Here is a 20,745-nt window from a genome sequence, read left to right on the forward strand (position 1 = left end):
AACCTATTCTTTACCGATCTATTTATAAGGGAATTACTAAAAGAGAAACTACTAGTATGAAAGTAGGAATACTTGATTCGACATTAAGGGAAGGAGAACAAACACCGGGAGTAGTATTTACAATAGATCAAAGAGTAGAAATAGCTAAGGCTTTATCTGATATAGGAGTTCAAATGATTGAAGCTGGCCATCCAGCAGTTTCTTCGGACATTTATGAGGGGATAAAAAGGATAATGAAATTAAAAAGAGAAGGGATAATTACTTCAGAGATAGTTGGGCATAGTAGAGCTGTAAAAAAGGACATAGAAGTCGCGGCAGAGCTAGAAGTAGATAGAATAGCTATCTTTTATGGTGTTAGTGATATCCATTTAAAGGCAAAACATCATGTAACTAGAGAAGAAGCACTTAACATAATAGCTGAAACAATTAGTTATGCGAGAAGTCATGGTGTTAAAGTAAGATTTACAGCAGAAGATGGAAGCAGGACAGATTTAAATTATCTTATACAAGTATGTAAAACTGCAAGAGACTCTGGGGCTGATAGAGTAAGTATAGCTGATACGGTTGGTATTTTGTATCCTACTAAAACTAGAGAACTTTTTAGCACTTTAGTAAGAGAAGTTCCTGGATTAGAATTCGATATACATGCCCACAATGATTTAGGTTTAGCAGTAGCAAACGCATTAGCTGCAGTAGAAGGTGGTGCTACAATAATTCATACTACCGTGAATGGTTTAGGGGAAAGGGTCGGTATAGTACCCTTACAAGTAATAGCTGCAGCATTAAAGTATCATTTCGGAATTGAAGTTGTTAAGCTTAATAAATTACAACAATTAGCAAGTTTAATTGAGAAATATAGCGGAATACCTATGCCGCCTAACTATCCTATTACTGGTGACTATGCATTTATTCACAAGGCTGGTATACATGTTGCTGGAGTTCTTAATGATCCATCCACTTATGAGTTTATGCCACCTGAAACATTTGGAAGAAGTAGGGATTATGTAATAGATAAATATACAGGTAAACATGCATTAAAAGATAGATTTGAGAAATTAGGAGTTAAGCTTAGCGATATAGAATTAGATCAAGTTCTAGCAAAAATAAAATCAAATCCAAATGTAAGATTCTACAGAGATGTTGATTTACTAGAGATTGCTGAATCAGTTACGGGTAGAGTTTTAAAGCCAAAACCCCCAGAAAATATTGAAGCATTAATATCTGTAAAATGTGATTCAAACGTTTACACAACTGCTGTTACAAGAAGATTAGCAGTTATACCAGGCGTAAAAGAAGTCATGGAAATTTCTGGTGATTATGACGTCCTTGTAAAAGTTGAGGCGAAAGATACTAATGAGCTAAATCAGATTATAGAGAATATTAGAGCTGTTAAAGGGGTAAATTCTACTTTAACGTCTTTAGTCCTAAAGAAAATGTAATTTTTATTCATAGGTGAAAAGTTTAATGCTAGATAAAACCAGAAAATCATAGCTTCTTCTATAAAAATCTAGAAAATTATAAATTTAATACTAAAAACTATTTTATTATGACATTGGCATATTTTCCTTGATTAATAAACGTAACAGTAATGGGATTTTAGGATGCGGGGGGTGGGCTTTGAACCCACGCAGGCCTTCGCCAGCGGATATCCCCTCGGGGTCTTGAGTCCGCCCCCTTTGACCAGCTCGGGCACCCCCGCTTAAATAATTATAATAATTATATGCTTAAATAGGTTTTGATCTTGTCTTAAACCTTTTATTTAGTTTAGTAGAATTTTCTCATCATGGATCCAAAAGAGGTAGTTTCTCAGTTTGTTGTTAACAAGTTAAAGGAGTATCAGATAATAGGCTTAGGCACTGGCAGGACAGTAAAGAAACTTATAGAAATATTAGAGAAAGAAAAATTAATACAAGGAAAGTATTTTGTAGCTAGTTCCATAGATACAGAATTAGAAATATCGAAGAGAGATGGAGTTGTGCTTAGCCTTTTTTCTGGTGTTAAGCCTCAAATATATATAGATAGTTTTGACTATGTAACTTCCGATAAAATAATGATAAAGGGTGGAGGAGCTGCATTGCTTAGAGAGAAGATGCTTTATTACTTTTCTAGCACGAAAATCTTTATTGGAGAGGAAACTAAGCTTAAAGACCAAAAGGAGTATTTAGTTCCTCTTGAAGTTGTCCATGTAGGTTTGTCTTATGTGATTTCTGATTTAAAGAAACAAGGATATGAGATAAAAATCAGAGAAAGTAATGGAAAGATAGGTCCTATAATATCTGATAACGGAAATCCTATTCTTGATGTGAAGGTTAAAAGAGAAGAATTATGTGAATTTGAAAAGAAAATTAAATTTATTCCTTCAGTTATAGAAAGTGGAATTTTTTGTGGAAAGGACTATGAAATATACTTAGCCAACGAAGACGGAAGAGTAACCATATTATAAAAAGTGTTTTTATGAGAATTATTATCTGCAAGGATTAGTTCTTTAAACACACTGAATCTAATACTTTTTAATTATCTTAGACGATTTATATTTTTCTTTTTTAGAAAAATAAGTGAAATTAGTACCTTTATTATTTTATCTACAAGATCCTTTATGATTCATTATTTCCTTTAATTTTAAGAATTTCTTAAATAAATATTTAGATCAATATTTAAGGTAAAAGGAGCTTAAGGGAATTTTACCTAGCCAATACTTGTTTCCCATAATTACGCTAAAAAAAGAGCTAATCATTAGGAACTAATAAACTAGAAATAATCATTAAATTACATTTAAATAAGACTCTTAATATTCAGGAATTCAGCGACTTACCTTATATCTCCTAAAAGAAGCAAAATAATGCATGAAAGTATTAATACGGATCCGTGATATTCAAACCTTTAACTATTTGAGGATATACTTGAGCGTTAAATGATTTATCAATTTGCGTTAATTTCGTTCTCCATCTAAGAACATAAAAACCGTAAAATTTAGGAAGAATTCACAGGAGGTGCCGCCGCGGGGATTTGAACCCCGGACAACCGGATGTCCCCTATTTACCGTATGAGTCCGGCGCTCTAACCAGGCTGAGCTACGGCGGCGCATAAATAAATATTCTTATATGCTTATAAAGTTTAATCCCTTGTCTTTACTGGAAAGGATATATTGAGATAGTAAACATGGTTAAGTATGTTTCTGCATTATTCTTTAGTATCACTGTAACGTTCGCGATGTATTCTGAATCCTTATTCATAGGCGGCGTGCTTAATATATGAGCAAAAATATAGTTGCCACTATATGGTATGCTAACTGTGCTATTATATACTGTAGACGAATTAGTTTTTATCTGCAAAGCATAAGTTCCACTTTTAATATTTAGTAAACTAGGGTAAATAAATAAATACCAACTAGAACTTATTGATCCATTCGAGTATATTGTAATGTATATTGGGTATACTGGAAATGGTGAAGCGCCAGATTGTTTTAATGTTATATTATCATATTTTAATGTTATGTGATAATTAATATAACTGGAAACATTTGAAATCATGTGATTTAATTCATTTATTAAGCTTGTAGTTCCTTCTTGTGTAACCTTATAATTATAATACCCGTTGCCAGTTAATATAATGCTTGATATGAATCTAAGTTTTAAAGGCATGTAATAAGTTATTATTACTGACTTTTTACCAAATGGGCCCACATAAATTGTAGTGGTATTAGAATAAGTTTTTTCACCCCCTATCAATGAAGAAGTAGATGCTAAATTTGCTTGGACTTCCACGTTTAAATTCAAATTCATAGGCAAAAATCCATCATTAATTGCCGTTACGTTTAGTTTTATTATATATCCTCCATTTTGTTGGTTTACATATGTCGTAGAAAAAGGTGTAATGATAACATGGAAATTAATATCTTCATAATAAAATAATACACCAAGTATTATAATTAATATTATTGCAATTGATAAAATATAAATTCCTTTCATCAGTGGTAATTCTTAAGCGTGGTATTTGAGTTTAATTCAAAGAGCTATAGGAATAGATTACTTTATTAATCTCTATTTTATCAAAAGACTATTGGAGGGCCTTAGGAAAAGAGATGGAAACCCAAACTATTTCTCTAATTTCAGAAGATAGAATAATAGGAAAACATGTTTTTGGAAATCTATACGATATAGATCCAAAGATATTAAGCGACAAAGAATTTTTACATGAAATAGTATTAGAAGCTGTAAAAATAGCTAACATGAAATTAGTAGAAAGCAAAGCATGGGAATTTGGAGGAAGGAAAGGCGGAGTTTCAGTTATAGCTCTCGTGGAAGAAAGCCATATAGCATTACATACATGGACTGAATATAACTATGCAACCCTTGACGTTTATACTTGTGGCGAAAATAGTAATCCTCAAGCTGCTTTTGAATATATAGTCTCTAAACTAAAGCCTAAGCGGTATCAAATGTTTTACGCTGATAGGAGTTCAGAGTGAGCTGAGCAAATCATCTTTCATACGTTTTTTCTCATCATCTAAATTGAGATATTTTTTTGATTTTTAAATTGATATTCGACAAATGTCTATGAATTCATAGACATTTGTAGAAACTCTTTTTATTTTAAATACTCCTTAGTATAGCTGATGAGTTCTGGTATAATAGGATGGGGAGCGTATGTTCCTCGTTATAGATTAAATGTCTTAGAGATAGCAAAATTATGGGGATATGATGAAGGTGTAGTAAAAAGTTTAGGCTTAACCGAAAAAGCTGTTCCTTCATTTGATGAGGATTCTACTACTATGGCATGGGAGGCAGCTAAAAATGCACTAAGTAGGGCAAGAGTAAATCCATCAGAGATAAAGGCTGTACTTTTTGGATCAGAATCAAAAGTTTATGCTGTTAAGCCTACTTCTACAATAATAATTGATTCGCTAGGAATTTCACATGAGACATTAAGTGCAGACTTGGAATTTGCATGTAGGGCAGCATCTGTAGGTTTAAGGCTGATAGCTGGTATGGTAGACTCAAATAAAATTAAATATGGTTTAGTTATAGGTAGTGATGTAGCTCAATCTAATCCAGGAGATGTACTTGAATTAAGCTCTGCTGCAGCTTCTGTAGCTTATGTAGTAGGTCCAGCTAGCGAATCTTCAGCCATAATTGAGTATTCTACCTCATATACTACTGATACTCCAGACTTTTGGAGAAGGGATGGTATGCCTTATCCACTTCATGGAGAATCGTTTACTGGAGAACCTGCTTACTTTGCTCATATTATTTCGGCAGTTCAACTCTTGTTAAAAGAGGGAGGATATAGCATTTCCGATTTTGATTATTTTGTATTTCATCAACCTAATGGCAAATTTCCATTACAAGTTGCAAAGAAACTAGGTGTACCCTTAGAAAAGGTAAAAGAAGGTCTTGTATCTCCTTATATTGGAAATCCATATAATGCTTCAGCATTATTAGGCTTGGCTAAAATCTTAGATATAGCTAAACCTAATCAAAGAATCCTAGTGGCTCCATTCGGAAGTGGTGCAGGGAGTGATGCATTTAGCATATTAGTTACTGATAAAATAGAAGAAAGACAAAAATTAGCTCCTAAAGTTGACGACTATATTAATAACAAGAAAGTTATTCCTTATTCCTATTACGCAAAGACAACTAATAAATACAAGGTGTATGAGTAATGGTATCTATTGCCGAAGTTTCTTTAACAAAAGTTGACAGATATTATGAATATTCTGAAAAAGATCTAGCCATAGAGGTATACAAGCAATTAGAAACTAAATTAAAGGAGAGACCAAAACCGGATATTATTATTGTTTCTAGCGGCTATATGGAGAGCATAAACAAATCTACATTGTCAGCAGTCAAAATAGCTAATTATTTAGGTTTTAAAGGAGCAAAAACCTTAAGAGTAGAGAATGGTGATAATGGTGGCGCAGCCATTTATACAGCTTATTCATTTATAAGGTCTGGCTTAGCTAATTCTGTCCTTTTAGTTGGTATTGATAAATTTTCTGATCTAAATTCGAAACAATTGAATGATGTATTGGCTACTAATTTACTTCATGAACATGAGTATCATTTAGGTTTAACTAATCATGCTTATGCTGCAATATTAACAAAACTTTATATGAAAAAATATAACGTTTCATATGAATATTTTACAAATTGGCCTATAAAAATGCATGATAATGCAGTCGAAAACCCTTATGCTTATCTAAGGTTTAAAGCTGATCTAAAAACTATAGTTTCATCACAGTTAGTTGCTGAGCCTTTAAGAATATTTGATACTGCTGCTAGAGGTGATGGTGCAAGCATTATTTTAATGACAAATGACGAAATAGTTAAGAAATATACTGATACACCAGTTTATTTAGATAAAATTTCTGGTGCTAGTTTTGATTATTCTTATGATTTGGATTTGCCTTCATTGAAGCTAGCATTGAAAGAGATTAATTACTCTCTTTCTCAGAACGATATTATAGAATTGCATGACTCCTATAGTATAATTGCAGCGTTAGAACTAGAAGAACTAGGCTTAGAAAAAGGGAAATCATTAAACGAATTTGAATCTTATCAAGTTAACTATAGTGGCGGGTTAAAGGCAAGAGGTTACCCTGGAGCTGCAACAGCTATGTATCAATTAGCTGAAATAGTTATGCAACTTAGAGGCGATTTTCCAGGAAGAAAGGCGGTTGGTGAAAAAGGAATTATAATTTCAACAGATGATTTAGCAACTTCTTCTTATGTTTCCGTCTTAAGGAGGTGACTATTATGAGAATAAGTCCTCCTAAAAATTGGAGATTAAAAGAAACTCTCTATTCAGTAACGTTAGGTAAGTGTGAAAATTGCGGTAACGTAATGTATCCATATCAGCCTCTATGTAATTCTTGTGGCTCAACTAATGTAAAGAAAATAGTATCAAAGGGACATGGGAAGTTAATTGAGTATACAATTTCCTATCAATCTCGAGAAGGATACGAAAAAGCTATGCCTATGGCTATCGGACTTATTGAATTAGATGAAGGAATAAAGATACTTGCTCCCCTTACTGAGGCTGAAGATATTAAAGAGGGATCTGAAGTTGAAGCCGTTTTAAGAAGGATTACTGCTGATTCAACTAATGGTTTAATACAGTATGGTATTAAATTTAGAGTGATAAATAATGCAAGAGATAATAGATGAGATTGTTAATAAAGCTGTTAAAGGTGAAATTGAACTTCATGAAATAGATAATTTTTTAGAAGCAAATGCTGCAATGGTAGCTAGAAGGCAAGCGATAGAAAGACTTACTAATACTCAATTACCTTCTATTGGTTCTACAATTCTTGATTATAGCGAGATAAAAAATAGAAATGCTGAAAACGTGATAGGTGGTATTCAAATACCAGTAGGTGTTATAGGTCCATTAAAGGTAAATGGCGATTATGCTAAAGGTGATTTTTATGTTCCTTTGGCAACTACTGAAGGCGCATTAATTGCTAGTGTAAATAGAGGGGCTAAGGCTGTTACCAAAAGTGGAGGTACAAGAGTAAAGATTATTTTTGATGGAATGGCAAGAGCACCGGTATTTAAACTCGATAGCATAGAGGAAGTTAGTAAGTTTTTAGATTGGATTAAGAAAAACTTTAGCAAAATAAAAGAAGTTGCTGAAAGCACTACTTCTCATGGGAAGCTTATCAATATTGAACCATTTGTTTTAGGCAATAATGTATGGCTGAGGTTTGTTTATGAGACTGGAGATGCTATGGGTATGAATATGGCTACTATAGCTACTGAAAAAGCTTGTGAGTTTATAGAGAGAGAATTTGGAGAAGCAGAATGTGTTGCAGTCAGTGGAAATATGTGTAGCGATAAAAAACAATCTCAAATTAACTCACTACATGGCAGAGGGAAGACAGTTGTGGCAGAAGCATTAATTCCGCACGAGATTGTAAAAACAGTATTAAAATCAGATACAAATCTTATTCATGAAGTTAATTTAAGAAAGAATTGGTTAGGAGGAGCAAGAGCAGGAACAATATTTCAGTTTAATGCTCACTTTGCAAACATAATAGCTGCTATTTTTATTGCCACTGGGCAAGATGTCGCACAAGTTGTCGAAAGTAGTTCTGGATATACATGGACTGAAGTAAGAGAAGAAGGATTATATATTTCAGTAACTTTAACTTCATTAGAAGTTGGTACAGTAGGGGGAGGAACTAGATTACCAACTCAAAGAGAAGCATTATCAATTATGGGTGTTGCAGGTCCAGGGAATCCACCTGGTAGTAATGCTAAAAAGTTCGCTGAAATTATTGCATCAACAGTACTTGCGGGAGAATTAAACTTACTTGCTGCATTAGCCAATAAGGAACTAGGAAAGGCTCATATGAAATTAGGTAGAGGGGCCAAAGTTTAAAATCTATGAAAATTTAACTTAACCACATGAGTCAAATTCCAAAAGAGCTTGAAAGGATAATTGAGCTTACAAGAGAACAAAATAAGTGGAGAAGAACTGAAGTAATTAACTTAATAGCGTCTGAGAATGTAATGAGTCCTTTAGCTGAAACAGTGTACATGAGCGATTTTATGTCAAGATATGCTGAAGGCAAACCTTACAAAAGGTATTATCAGGGTACTAAATATGTTGATGAAATTGAAACTTTAGCAATGCAATTAATGAATGAAATTACAAACACTAAACATTGTGATTTAAGAGCTACTAGTGGTACAATTGCAAATGCTGCAGTGTTTCGAGTTTTAGCAAATCCGGGCGAAAAAGCGTTAATTGCTCCAGTTCAAGCTGGTGCACATGTTAGTCATACTAAATTTGGAACATTAGGTGCTTTAGGAATTGAACATATAGAATTACCTTATGATGCTGATAGGATGAATGTTGATGTAGATAAGGCAATAAAAATGATTGAAGAAGTTAAACCTAAGTTCGTTGTCTTAGGTGGAAGCTTATATTTGTTTCCTCATCCAGTTAAAGAGTTAGCTCCTCACGCTCATGCTGTGGGTGCAAAATTAGTTTACGATGCTGCTCATGTATATGGTTTAATAACTGGCAAAGTTTGGCATAATCCCTTAGAAGAAGGAGCAGACATTATGACATCTTCCACTCATAAAACATTTCCTGGCCCTCAAGGTGGAGCAATATTTTCAAATGAAGATGAAATATTTAAGAAAGTTTCAGACACAATATTTCCGTGGTTCGTAAGTAATCATCATTTACATAGATTGCCAGCAACTGCAGTTACTGCGTTAGAGATGAAATATTTTGGTGAGGAATATGCTAAACAAATAAGCAAAAATGCTAAGGCTTTTGCTGAAGCATTAGCTGCTGAAGGATTTAAAGTAATTGGAGAACATTTAGGCTATACTCAAAGCCATCAAGTCGTAATAGATGTAAGAAATCTTGGTGGTGGAGCAAAAATAGCTAAACTATTTGAAGATGCAAACATTATAACTAATAAGAACTTATTACCTTACGATCCGCCAAGTGCAGTTAAAGATCCTAGTGGTATAAGACTTGGAGTACAAGAAATGACTAGGTTTGGAATGAGGGAAAATGAGATGAGAGAAATAGCAAAATTAATGAGAGAGGTGGCTATAGATGGAAAAGATCCATTAGAAGTTAAGAAAAAAGTAATTGAATTCAGAAAGAACTATCTTGAAGTTAAGTACACATTCAACGTAGACTTATCAAAGTACTCAAACGGAAAGGTATTGCCATTACTCATCTAACTAATATAACTGTTGTAGGTGCATTAACAGATATAGATAATGCTACAGAACCAATATTTATATCACTATTTATGGACAATCCTCTTGCACCCAATATTACTGCATCATAAGAGTTTTCTGATAAGAATTTCAATATCTCATTACTTACACTGCTTTCTTTGCTTGAGAACTTCAATATCTTAAAATCATAATCAACTCTTCCATTTACTCTTTTTTCTACTTTCTCTTTCATTGCCTGTTCATTACATTCTTCACAAACATGAATTATAGATATTTGTGATCCATATCTCATTGCAAAATCAATAGCTAACTCTAACGCTCTAAAGCTATTTTCTGAACCGTCAATAGGGACTAGAATTTTTCTTAACCAAAAGCTTACAGTGTATGTTGGCTCACTCATAGCAAATACCCTTTCATTATTCCTAAAGTATCATTTGTAACTTTAATTGACTCTTCTTTATCCATTAAACCTAGAGAAGCTCTTATTGCATCAATGTTCTCTGGTACAACTATTGACTCTTGATGGACACCGTACATTAAGAATATTTCATTACCATTAGTATAAATTGAGTCTTCAAATACAACAACCTCTGGAATATCATACCTATATCTTCCCATATCTCTAGCAACTTCAATTATTTCAGCAGTTGATGAGACAGTGGTGCGAGAAGAGTTTACTAATACTATTCTTGGTGTATTTGAAAGAATATTAATAACGTCTTCTCTAGTTACCTTATCCTTTACAGTCAATACCATTGTATGTAAATGCATTAAAGTAGTAGGTGCAATAACAGCCATTGTAACGATATCTAATCCTTTTATAACTGTCAAAACATCCTTTGCATGATGACTAGGTACTGAAGCTGGGTCTGGAACAATCGAATTTATAGGTCCTCGTTTTACTTCTTTTGGATCGGCAGCTCTTCTAACTATTGTAGCCCTAACTTTTTCTACCTTACTTAGCTTATTCATTGTACAGATAACTCTTAACATACCAGTAGTATTACAAGAGACAACTCTAATGTACTTCCTACCTTTAGCCTCATTATAATTACATAGTGCTGAAAAAGATATATCAGCAACATCAGCCTTCTCTCCACCTTGGAATAATGCATTTTTATTAAAACTTTGATATAAGGGTTTATAAGTGGCGCCAACACCATTAGGAGTAGTATCAACTATTATGTCAGCCTCTTTTACCATGTCTTCTATTGTACCAGCTACTTTTAATCCTGTCTTTTCAAACTTACCTAGATTATCCTTTACTGTATATATTTTAATTCCTTTTTTATCTGCCAAAATTGCTTCATAATTCGGAGAAGTTTTTCCCACCCCTATTAATTCCATATCTGGCTGTAATCTTATTGCATCCGCAACTCTTTTTCCAATAGTTCCATAACCGTTTACTGCAACCTTAACTTTTGCCACTATTCATCACCCATGACATATGTAAAGCTTCTAACGCTGGTAACTTATCACCGGCTAAAAATAAAAGTAATGCTCCACCACCAGTGGAAACATGAATCTTATTAGGATTAATTTCAACATCTTTATCTAACATACTTATCATATGTCCTCCTCCAATTATTACATAACCCGGACTTTCAATTGATGCCTTCAGTAAGCTCTTAGTTCCTACTCTAAATCTTTCATCCTCAATAACTCCCATAGGTCCTCTTAATGTTATAACCTTAGCTTCCTTTATAAACGATGAATAAATTTCCACTGTTGTAGGCCCTATATCCTTAATTGTTCCAGTAACGTTATTTTCGGGCTCACTAGACAGTTCACCATTTGGTTTTTCCACTATAAAGTCTACTGGAATTTCTAATGGTGCCCCAGATAAGAGAATTTTCCTTGCTCTTGGGACTAAACTTAAAAGACCTTTACTTTCAAGAACTTGCATATTAGTTTTACCTAAATTTATTCCTTTAGCTACAGCAAATAACTCTGCAACCAAACCACCAGTTAAAATTCTATCAGCTACTCTATTTTTTGACAAATGTTCAATAATCTTTAATGTATCGCTAACTTTACTCCCTCCTAAGACAAAGACTTTAGGTGAATCTTCTTTATTGAATATTTTTGAGAGAGCTGAAACTTCCTTTTCCATTATCCTTCCAGCCGCTGAAGGTTTAACTAATGGAAATCCTACCAAACTAGGTTGGCTTCTATGTGCTGTGGCAAAAGCATCATTAACATAGTAGTCAACTAACGGAGCTAATTTTTTAACTAAGAAAGTTTTAGATTGCTGTTGAGGTGGTGCCTCAATTAATTCTTCAGAAACAATTCTAACATTTTCAAGCAATATTGCTTCTCCTTTTCCTAATTTAGATATTCTTTCCCTAGCATAAGGGCCAATAACATCATCTACAAACTCTATTTCTTTCCCTACGTACTTGGAAAGTATCTTAGAGTGTTCTTCTAAAGAAATAAAATCGTCATCCCCTGGTCTACCTTGATGAGAAATAATAACCAATGAGTTTCCTCTATCTAATAATTCTTTTACAGTTTCAGCATGCGCTTTTATTCTAGAATCATCTAATAATTTTCCAGTCTTACGATCTACTGGAGAATTTATATCTATTCTAAGTAAAACTTTCTTATTATTTATGTCTAAATCTTCTATAACTGGAATATTAAGATCAGCCACTTTTATCATAATCTCATTTTAAGATTAGAAAAAAGGTATATAAATAAGTAGGATTTAACAAACGATATTTGAGGCTAAAATATTTCCCCACAACAAAGGAATTAAATATTTTGTCCTAAATTTTGAAATACTAACTTGAATCTCCACAACTCTAGGAGAAGTAGTTTTCAAAGATACTTTAGGTTCTTCATATGAGAAATATGAAAAAGTCTCCTTTAATGATTCTACATTAATCTCTTTTGAACTCCTACATTGGTAAACAGATTCAAAACTACCATTATTTAGGGTTAAAGAAGCTGAACTACATGAAGACTCAAGCGTTCTTTCTATCATTTTAATAAATAAATCTTTCATGACGTAAGGTATCTCATATCCGTAAGCCCCCCTGGGTGGCAATAGCATTTTAATCTGTTCTTCCTCAATTTTTGGAGATTTCCTAACAAGAAGATCAGCAGAAAAGAAAAGAAATGTGATATTACATGCCCTTAACCTACTTAATCTCATTTCCCCTAAAGTTAAATAATCTGAGGACACAGTCTTAAACGCATTATAAAAGTCCAATTCCCTAATATGATCAGGGAACGTTAACATACCTTTAGTAGAAAATAAGCCTTTAATTTTCTCGTCTTCAACGTAATAAAGTAAACTAAAATCCCAATCCTTTACTTTTAGTTTTTTCATAGTTTTTTCTATCATAGCCCTAATTATTGAGGCGTTTCGATTCTTTCGAAGTATTAACCACTCTCCAAACTCATCTGTAATACTAAAAGAATTGTCATCATCGTGCCGTTTAAAAAATTTCATTATCAAAACAATTAACCTCTTTATTATTTCTGAGTTGTGGAATATAAACGTTAATTTATGTTAAGTTAAGTAGGGTTATATTCTTACAAGTTATACTTTTCATACCTTTTGAGTTTGATTGGTTTGAGTTATTTTAGTTAAATTGTTTGCAAGAAATAATTAACATTCTCCAAATCTAATACGTGTGTGTTTCTTTACTTGAATTATCAGCATGAGTATTTTAATTATTTTTATCAAACCCTTTCATAATAACGAGCTATTTCTTCGGCTCCTTCTCAAATCTTAGCTTGCTAAATAATTTAGTACTTAAATCAGACGATTTTTCCTATGTAAATTATAGGAATTATGTTTTTAGGAATTAAAAAGTTCGAAGTTAGCAAGTTTAATATACCAAAATCAGTAAAACATTATAAAAATTATGTTATTAAAATAAGGTAGCCGGGCAGGGATTCGAACCCTGGTCCGAGGGGCCAAAGCCCTCGATCCTTGACCGCTAGACGACCCGGCTAATTTAATATATAAATTATAGAATTTTAAATCTTACGCCAATATTTTTGTGTCTATAAGAATCGGAAAATATAGAGGAGTAAATAACAGTAAATCTTATCCCTAGTGTCTTCATGAAGATATATATTTGTATAATGAGTATTACTTATTGTAGGAAATCTGTTTATAGGGATATTACTTGTCCTTCTTGTGGTAGTAATCATGTTGTTAAGAAGTGTATGCAGGATATCTTTGTAGGAGTTGTAGTAGGATATTTCTTGAGGGTGCTAAGCATCGTTATGATAAGAGTGTAAGGGAAAAAGCTTTAGAAATGTACTCTAATAGTATGAGGGCTATTTCTCGTGTTTTAAATGTACCTTTAGGTACTGTTTTTATGTGGATTAAGAGGTATGGTAAGAGGAAGTATGAGAAGTTGATTGAGTAGGGCTAGAGACTATGTTAATGAGGGTGTTATTAATGAAATGTAGACTTACTTAAAGAGGAATAAGAAAGCGTTCTATAATTTTACTGAGTTTCCTTTTCTCTAGTAATGGTATGTATGTTTCATTTTCAGGATCGTGATGAGAGTACATTTAATGAACTTAGGCAATGAGAAGGGTAACTGATGATTACAACTTGTATTACCTTCTACTCAACACACCAGTTAATCCTAATGAGGTTCTTCACTCATCTTTGCACGGTAGTTAGATTCAAGAGGGTAACAAAGGCTGTTAATAGGAGCATTGAAATAATGAAGTATTCATTAGCGTTAGTATCATGAGAGAGGATCTGTACCAGAATTTATACCTTCGTGACGACACTATGAATATACTCACTATAATGATAAAGTTTATAAATATTAATAAAAACATTATATTTATGTCTTTGACTAAAGAACAGTTACAAGAAATTGTACCTCAAACAGAAGGTTATTACGAATTATTATATGAGTATGCCAGAGAAGGACTAGAGTTTCAAAGAATGTACAACACCTTAATGGCTGGTTATACTACATTAGCAGCAGCTGCTCAATCTATATTAACTTATGAAACAGTAAAATGCTTCTTAGATGGAAACTATAATGCTTATGTAAACAAAATGATACAACTATACCCAGCTATTGCAACTGGCGAGAGAATGTTAAGTGATACACAATCATTAATCGATATTATAAGGCAAGGAATTGTAATAAAACCGGAGGACAAAGAAGATATACTCTTCTATATTGGAGGCTTCTCTCCCTATTGGGCTTCCGGAAACTTACTAGTATATCAAGGTGGTACTGTATTTGGTGGAGGAGACGTTAAAATAGCTGGAGGAGTCAAATTACAAGGTAAAAAATATTTGCAAAAATTGAGAAGTTTGTATAGTTATAATAATGTGAATGTTACCAAATATATGAATTTAGTAGTAATACCACTATTAGCTAAACGAAATTTAAATTTTATAAATCCAACATACTATTCCTTTCCTCCAGCCAAAAACTATAAAGAGACCATTGGAATATTTAAGAATAGTAATCACTTAATAGAAATGCTATCTTACCAACCATATATAAACTATCTAGCATTAAGATATAGAACTAACTTCTATTATATAAAAGAAGGTTCACGATATATTTCTGAGACATTTACTAGTGGTGGAAGAGAACTTTTAAGGATAAGTAGTGAATTTCCTTATCCATATGTAGGGTTCTTTAACCCAACTCCACTAGATATAAGTGGATATGCAACACAATTATTTTTGGGTCTAGCTTATATAATAGCAGCCCCACCAAAATTAATGCCGTTATATTCTACTAAAGTTGAGCTATATCCGCCTTTTTATGATTACTTTAACACAGCTATTAATTTTGTGTCATTAGGTGCTCCTATATATTTAAGTAATTTTGATCCTAATGCTTCTAATAATTGTAGTACTTATGGTGTTGTTGGTTTAGTTAGTGGAATATTAGATTTTACTGCAAAAATAGGTAATAGTATTACACAAGATAGAAGTATTTTGTCTCAAATTCCTTCCCTCGAGTTTGAGTTAGGCATTTATGTTCTTCCGGTAGTTAAACTTCCAGATAGTACTAAGTACTCTGATATTATTGAGTATGCAGAAGCGTTAAAAGTTAATGATTATGTTAACTATCTGTTAGAAATTATAGATAAGGCTAAGAGGGCAATAAGTAGTCTTATTAGCTCTGGTGTATTAAGTGGTATAGCATTTGCAGCAGTGATGGCTGTAGAGGCTTGGGATAGTGAGGATCAAATAGTTAAAGATGCGCAAAAATACATAGAAAAATTAAATGAAATATATAATTATGTTTTAAATCAAGCGTACTCTTGTATTGAATCATTTCCCAACTTACCAAGAAATGAAAAAATTATTTACGAAGAACAAGTACAGCAATACTTAAATGGAATAATAGGAGATGTTGATGCTAGATTAGATAAAAACGAGATAATTAGTTTCTTAATGGAAAAAATAAATGAGTATTTAAGTAATCAAGGAATTTATTGTTTCAGTGAAGAAGTTTTATATTAGTCTTAATAAAATGTATGTAAAAATTTTTAACTACATGACAGCATTATGGAGATAACCAAGAGTATCATTAATTGCAAAAGTTAATCTTAGTTTTATTTAATTTAAGATTATGTCTATAGTATCACAACTTAGATCAAAAATATCTTTAAATGATCTAATTAAGGGTGGACTAGCAAATATCATATTCCAAGTAGTATAAATTAATCCTTATTTAATCACAATATTCCTAAAGTTTCATGACATGATTTAGATTGTACTAGGTTTATCCACGTTGTTGGCTCTTTATGATCAATTTATCAGTTTTTTTTGTTACATCTTTATCTAGGCTAAGAAAGACAATATTTAAAGGAAAACTTTTTGAACAAAAAGATACTATGTTTGTGTGGTACTGGACCCGTAGCTCAGCCAGGACAGAGCGCCGGCCTCCTAACGGCCGGTAGACAGCCGGTGGTCCCGGGTTCAAATCCCGGCGGGTCCGCTATATATTTAAGGTTCTAATTGAATATTTTATATTGTGTTAAACGAAATCTTTGACATTATACATGATTTGAATGAAGACAGAATAATTGAGGCGGCAAGTAAGACATTAAGGTTAGTCAAAGATGTTGAAGACGAGAATATAATGAAGATAGCTGCTGAAATAGAAAAAGAAATTAGGTCTATGAGAGAGGATGACGAATTAATTTACTTAGTTGACTCTGAATATGCTAATGAGTTAAAAGGTACTATATATGATTTGAAAAAAGCTAAAGAGAGGAAGATAAAGATCTTAATTGCTTATCTTGTGAGGAAAGTAAGTAAAGATAATATATTAGTCGTTGAGGCTTTGAAACCTAAAACTGAAGTAAAACCTCATACTTTTATTTAATACTAATAACTTTTATTCCACTTACTTTAATTATTTCTCCTAATACGTCATAGATTCTTTTTGCTTTGCTTAAGACCAAAAAATCGTTACTGCTAACTGTACTTTCTTGCATTATCAATTCTTTATCAACTTTATTAACTACCTTAGCTTTGATGTTTCTTTCTCTAAGTATTTTTGCTATTTCACCACTCTTACTTATTTGTGAATCAAGAAATATCATGAAGTCCAATTCTTTATTACTTAGAAACTCAGAAATTAAGAGCAATGCATCTATTATTTCATTGTCATTTTTTCTTTTTCCTAACCCAAGATCTCTATAGAAACCATCATCACATAAGAATATCTCATCATTATAAATTGCTGAAAGAAGAGTTATTGCTAAATTATAACCATCAATTACTATTTGATTACTTGAAGTTATGATTTTCTCCTTCACTGATTTTATTTCTTCATCTGAATGGGTACATCTGTAAAGTAAAAGTCTTTCCTTTTTGTTTAAGTTATATCTTCCAGTTATAAGATCCAAAGAAGTTTTTCTATTATAACCTCTATTTAGTAAGTATTTGTAGTCCTCATAAGCCATTAGTAATTGCTGACTTAACTGTATTGACAATTTTATCCTCACTTAACTCTATTGTTATGCTACCAAATGTTCCTTTTCCTCCTCCTTTTCCTCCTATCTTTCTTAGTTCCTCAATTATTTTATCTACTTTAAGGTCGTTAGATGTAGCTATTTCAACTATATTTACGTTTCCTCTTTTTGTAATGTTTAATACTATAGTACCCTTTGTTGATGTGAGTTTTCTCATAGCTTCTTTACTTAATTCCTCATCTACTATGTTTAATACATATAACGTGTTTTGATTAATTTTTTCTTTCTTGCTTATATCCTCAATTTTTTCTAGCATTAATTTCCTATAATAATCTAGGAGATTTTCCTTATTCTTCATATCCTCAATATATCTTCTCACTCTGATTTCTAATTGTTCTGGAGAAGTAGAGAAGTATTTTGCTAATTCTTTCAGTTCTTCTTCTTCTTGTCTCGCATATTGGGCCACCATGTCTCCAGCGACGTATTCAAGCCTTATTACGCCGTCCTGTATTTTCTCCACATTTATTATTTTCAAAGCACCTATTTCAGAAGTATTAGATAGATGTGTTCCTCCACATCCTTCAATATCCCAGTCTTTGATTTCAATTAACCTTACATCTGCTCCTTCTGGTACTCCACCTGCATATATTGAAACGCCATACTTCATTTCTGCCTCAGTTCTGTTTATTATAACTGGTCTAACTGGTCTCCTATCGTTTATTATATAATTAGCCAAGTCTTCTATTTTCTTTATTTCTTCATCTGTTAATGGTTTGTAATGCGTAATGTCAAGTCTTCCTTTTTGTGGAGTTTTTTCTGCTCCAGCTTGCCATACATGTTCTCCTAAAACTTTTTTTGCAGCAGAAAGTATCACATGAGTTACTGTGTGGTGTTTCATTATTCTGTATCTTCTTTGCCAATCTATCTCTCCGTAAACTATATCCCCTTCCTTTAATTGTGGTTCTGTATCTAAGATGTGAACTACAATGTCCTTTACTTTCTGAGTATCAGTAACTTGATAAGTGTTTCCTTTTTCATCTTTAATTATTCCAGTATCCCCTATTTGTCCTCCTCCTTCTGGGTAAAATGTAGTTTGATCTAACACTAAATAATTCTTATAAACTCCAACTACTTTTGCGGTAAACTCTCGTCTATATTGATCCTCATAATATAATTTTCTTGTCGAAGGTAATTTTGAGACAAAGTCAATTACATCTTTTGGTAATTTCTCCTTTTTAGTCTCTTTTATTGGAGCTGATTGATGTCTTTTTGCTACTAGAGCGTAAAAGTTATGTGGAATTTCAACTTTTACTTCTGGGTTCTTCTTCCTTATTTCCTCTGCTAATAAATCCGGTGGAATTCCATTAGAATCATAAAGTTTTATTAGTTCTTCCGTGGAAATCTCCTTCTTCTTTGCTAGTGAAGTAGTAATAGCTGAGATTTTAGTTAAGGTTTCATTAAATCTTTCTTGTTCAACGTTAACCACATCAAGTATGTAGTCTTTATTCTTTAACATCTGTGGGAAATCTTCCTTCCAATAATTAATCTGCTCTAGTATTAATTCGTAAAGCTTTATGTCGCTTCCCAGAAGCTTTAGTACTCTTAAAGCTCTTCTTATTAAAAGCCTTCCTAAATAGCCTTCACCGGAATTAGATGGTACTAAGCCATCAGCTAACATCAACGCTATTGTTTTAGTATGGTCTAAAACTTGAAATACTCTTGCAGCTCTAATTAATTCTTGGTCTACATAATTATAATTTAATCCTAATTTTTTGGCAACTTCCTCTCTATGTCTTTTAATAGTTTCTGGTTTGTCAGTGTCTATTCTTCCAGCGAATATTGCAGCTGTTTTTAATAATTCGTCATCTACTTGAGGAACTCCTATCTTTTTAAAGAAAGTGTAAACTAAGTTTCCATAGATTGCATGGAATGCTGTTGGTGTTTTTTGGGTAAACCAAGCTATTCTTTCAACTCCATATCCAGTGTCAACTATCTTTAACTTAAGCGGGATGTAATTTCCATCTTTAATTTCATACTGCATAAATACTAAGGTTGCTAATTCTAATCCTCCAACTGTAACTTCAAATGACGGTCCAGCATTTCCTCCCCCTTCCCACCAAGATTCTTTATAGTTCAGTTGTTCTTCTGGTATTCCTATCTCTTCAGTGAAAAATTCTTTTGAAAGCTCAACAGTTTCATCTTTCCAGTAAACTTGCTTATCTGGATAATTGAAAGCGTGGTGGGCAGCCATTTCGAATGCTGTTAAGTGTCTTCCGAATGTTATTCCCACATTATCTACATCTTCTAGCCTTATGCATGGTTGTGAGAGTACAAGTGGGTTAGCTGGGGGTGGAACAACTCCACTAGTTACAAATGGTTGAAAATCAACTATGCTAGCAATTGTTAAATATAAGTCTTCTCTCCATCTTGCAAGAACTGGTTTAGGTGGAATAATTGTATGTCCTTTCTTTTCAAAAAATCTTAAGAATTTCTTTCTAGCCTCACTCACAGTTAATGGAGGACTTTTTATGTCTAAGTCAAAGAAATAATAATCAGTACAAGGAACATCAGCGCAAACATTTCTATCTTTGTCTTTGGTCCAAAACGGGGTATTACAAACTTGACAAATTTTTCTATTATAATTATTATTCAAAAAGAATTTCAAACGATACTCATTTTCATTTAGTTGAACCATAATCTAAATAGATAAGAAGAGGGTTAAAAGAGTTTGCATTAAAAAAGATTTTTATCCGAAGAGGCTTGCTAATCCTCCGCCTATTTCTTCTTCGCTTGGTCCTTTCTTTTCTTCTTCTTCCTTCTTTTCTTCTTTCTTCTCAGCTTGTTGTGCTGGTGCTGCTGCGGGTGCTGCAGCTACTGCTACTGGCATTGCTGTAGCATTCTTTAAAACCTCATCAATGTTTACTTCTTTTAAGGCTGCTACTACAGCCTTTAATCTGACTTCGTCTACTGTTATTCCAGCTGCAGTTAATACATTTTTTAAATTCTCTTCATTTATTTCCTTCTTTGCTGAATGTAAGAGTAAACTCGCATATATGTATTCCATATTTATCACACCATAAAGTTATAAACTAATATTTAA

General features: G+C 32.8%; 18 protein-coding genes, 4 tRNA genes and 1 pseudogene. 12 read left to right on the forward strand and 11 right to left on the reverse strand.

What is annotated here, in order from left to right; genetic code table 11:
- Positions 1–32 precede the first annotated feature (32 nt).
- Entirely contained in the window at positions 33–1,439 is a 1,407-nt protein-coding gene (gene lysS, locus ACAM25_RS11640) for a homocitrate synthase (protein WP_369611675.1), read from the forward strand.
- A gap of 163 nt (positions 1,440–1,602) precedes the next feature.
- On the opposite strand, the gene ACAM25_RS11645 is transcribed toward lysS, so the two are convergent.
- Positions 1,603–1,699, reverse strand: a tRNA-Leu gene (locus tag ACAM25_RS11645).
- A gap of 84 nt (positions 1,700–1,783) precedes the next feature.
- Here ACAM25_RS11645 and rpiA point away from each other — a divergent pair.
- On the forward strand, positions 1,784–2,443 hold the full coding sequence (gene rpiA / locus ACAM25_RS11650) for a ribose 5-phosphate isomerase A (protein ID WP_369609883.1): 660 nt from the start codon (positions 1,784–1,786) through the stop codon (positions 2,441–2,443).
- A 548-nt stretch (positions 2,444–2,991) separates the two neighbouring features.
- Here the strand turns inward: rpiA and ACAM25_RS11655 are convergent.
- A tRNA-Met gene (locus ACAM25_RS11655) sits at positions 2,992–3,081 on the reverse strand.
- Between the two features lie 47 nt (positions 3,082–3,128).
- Positions 3,129–3,968, reverse strand: a complete 840-nt coding sequence (locus ACAM25_RS11660; protein ID WP_369609884.1) for a hypothetical protein — start codon at positions 3,966–3,968, stop codon at positions 3,129–3,131.
- A 113-nt stretch (positions 3,969–4,081) separates the two neighbouring features.
- Between ACAM25_RS11660 and speD the strand changes: the two genes are divergently transcribed.
- The 6 genes from speD to glyA all read left to right on the forward strand — a co-directional run bounded on the left by speD (position 4,082) and on the right by glyA (position 9,710).
- Positions 4,082–4,468 (forward strand): adenosylmethionine decarboxylase, encoded by a 387-nt coding sequence (gene speD, locus ACAM25_RS11665; protein ID WP_369609885.1) that lies wholly within the window; start codon positions 4,082–4,084, stop codon positions 4,466–4,468.
- A gap of 147 nt (positions 4,469–4,615) precedes the next feature.
- Positions 4,616–5,662, forward strand: a complete 1,047-nt coding sequence (locus ACAM25_RS11670; protein ID WP_369609886.1) for a hydroxymethylglutaryl-CoA synthase — start codon at positions 4,616–4,618, stop codon at positions 5,660–5,662.
- Positions 5,662–6,750: a thiolase family protein gene (locus ACAM25_RS11675; RefSeq protein WP_369609887.1), complete on the forward strand. Its 1,089-nt coding sequence runs from the start codon at positions 5,662–5,664 to the stop codon at positions 6,748–6,750. Before ACAM25_RS11670 ends, ACAM25_RS11675 begins: the two co-directional genes overlap by 1 nt.
- 5 nt (positions 6,751–6,755) lie before the next feature.
- Positions 6,756–7,166 carry a Zn-ribbon domain-containing OB-fold protein gene (locus tag ACAM25_RS11680; RefSeq protein WP_369609888.1) on the forward strand — a complete coding sequence of 137 codons (411 nt, stop codon included), beginning with the start codon at positions 6,756–6,758 and terminating at the stop codon, positions 7,164–7,166.
- Positions 7,147–8,382 carry a hydroxymethylglutaryl-CoA reductase (NADPH) gene (gene hmgA / locus ACAM25_RS11685; RefSeq protein WP_369609889.1) on the forward strand — a complete coding sequence of 412 codons (1,236 nt, stop codon included), beginning with the start codon at positions 7,147–7,149 and terminating at the stop codon, positions 8,380–8,382. Before ACAM25_RS11680 ends, hmgA begins: the two co-directional genes overlap by 20 nt.
- A 26-nt stretch (positions 8,383–8,408) precedes the next feature.
- Complete coding sequence (gene glyA, locus ACAM25_RS11690; RefSeq protein ID WP_369609890.1) at positions 8,409–9,710, forward strand: serine hydroxymethyltransferase; 1,302 nt, start codon at positions 8,409–8,411, stop codon at positions 9,708–9,710.
- On the opposite strand, the gene ACAM25_RS11695 is transcribed toward glyA, so the two are convergent.
- The 5 genes from ACAM25_RS11695 to ACAM25_RS11715 form a co-directional block, all read right to left on the reverse strand.
- Positions 9,703–10,110: a universal stress protein gene (locus ACAM25_RS11695; RefSeq protein ID WP_369609891.1), complete on the reverse strand. Its 408-nt coding sequence runs from the start codon at positions 10,108–10,110 to the stop codon at positions 9,703–9,705. The genes glyA and ACAM25_RS11695 overlap by 8 nt on opposite strands.
- Complete coding sequence (locus ACAM25_RS11700; protein WP_369609892.1) at positions 10,107–11,138, reverse strand: phosphorylating glyceraldehyde-3-phosphate dehydrogenase; 1,032 nt, start codon at positions 11,136–11,138, stop codon at positions 10,107–10,109. Before ACAM25_RS11700 ends, ACAM25_RS11695 begins: the two co-directional genes overlap by 4 nt.
- Positions 11,125–12,372, reverse strand: a complete 1,248-nt coding sequence (locus tag ACAM25_RS11705) for a phosphoglycerate kinase (protein WP_369609893.1) — start codon at positions 12,370–12,372, stop codon at positions 11,125–11,127. The genes ACAM25_RS11700 and ACAM25_RS11705 overlap by 14 nt, the downstream gene beginning before the upstream one ends.
- A gap of 45 nt (positions 12,373–12,417) precedes the next feature.
- The gene (locus ACAM25_RS11710; RefSeq protein ID WP_369609894.1) at positions 12,418–13,173 is read right to left on the reverse strand and encodes a hypothetical protein; all 756 of its coding nucleotides are present in this window, start codon (positions 13,171–13,173) and stop codon (positions 12,418–12,420) included.
- Positions 13,174–13,602: 429 nt separating this feature from the next.
- Positions 13,603–13,675 (reverse strand) — tRNA-Gln (locus ACAM25_RS11715).
- A gap of 133 nt (positions 13,676–13,808) precedes the next feature.
- Between ACAM25_RS11715 and ACAM25_RS11720 the strand changes: the two are divergent.
- From ACAM25_RS11720 to ACAM25_RS11735, 4 genes and pseudogenes are all read left to right on the forward strand, one after another.
- Positions 13,809–14,434 (forward strand): annotated as a pseudogene (locus tag ACAM25_RS11720) (IS1 family transposase).
- Between the two features lie 98 nt (positions 14,435–14,532).
- A complete protein-coding gene (locus ACAM25_RS11725; protein ID WP_369609895.1) occupies positions 14,533–16,185 on the forward strand; it encodes a hypothetical protein in 1,653 nt (550 codons plus the stop codon).
- A 390-nt stretch (positions 16,186–16,575) separates the two neighbouring features.
- Positions 16,576–16,663, forward strand: a tRNA-Arg gene (locus tag ACAM25_RS11730).
- 36 nt (positions 16,664–16,699) lie between these two features.
- Entirely contained in the window at positions 16,700–17,053 is a 354-nt protein-coding gene (locus ACAM25_RS11735) for a hypothetical protein (RefSeq protein WP_369609896.1), read from the forward strand.
- Here ACAM25_RS11735 and ACAM25_RS11740 read toward each other — a convergent pair.
- From ACAM25_RS11740 to rpl12p, 3 genes are read right to left on the reverse strand one after another with little or no spacing between them, the layout of a single operon-like run.
- On the reverse strand, positions 17,046–17,666 hold the full coding sequence (locus ACAM25_RS11740) for a DUF434 domain-containing protein (RefSeq protein ID WP_369609897.1): 621 nt from the start codon (positions 17,664–17,666) through the stop codon (positions 17,046–17,048). The two genes, ACAM25_RS11735 and ACAM25_RS11740, sit on opposite strands and share 8 nt — an antisense overlap.
- A complete protein-coding gene (gene alaS, locus ACAM25_RS11745; RefSeq protein ID WP_369609898.1) occupies positions 17,626–20,340 on the reverse strand; it encodes an alanine--tRNA ligase in 2,715 nt (904 codons plus the stop codon). Before alaS ends, ACAM25_RS11740 begins: the two co-directional genes overlap by 41 nt.
- 51 nt (positions 20,341–20,391) lie before the next feature.
- Positions 20,392–20,709, reverse strand: coding sequence for a 50S ribosomal protein P1 (gene rpl12p / locus ACAM25_RS11750; RefSeq protein WP_052846954.1), 318 nt, complete (start codon positions 20,707–20,709; stop codon positions 20,392–20,394).
- Positions 20,710–20,745 lie beyond the last annotated feature (36 nt).

It is taken from the genome of Sulfurisphaera javensis, from assembly GCF_041154675.1.
In the GTDB taxonomy this organism is placed as follows: Archaea; Thermoproteota; Thermoprotei_A; order Sulfolobales; family Sulfolobaceae; genus Sulfurisphaera; species Sulfurisphaera javensis.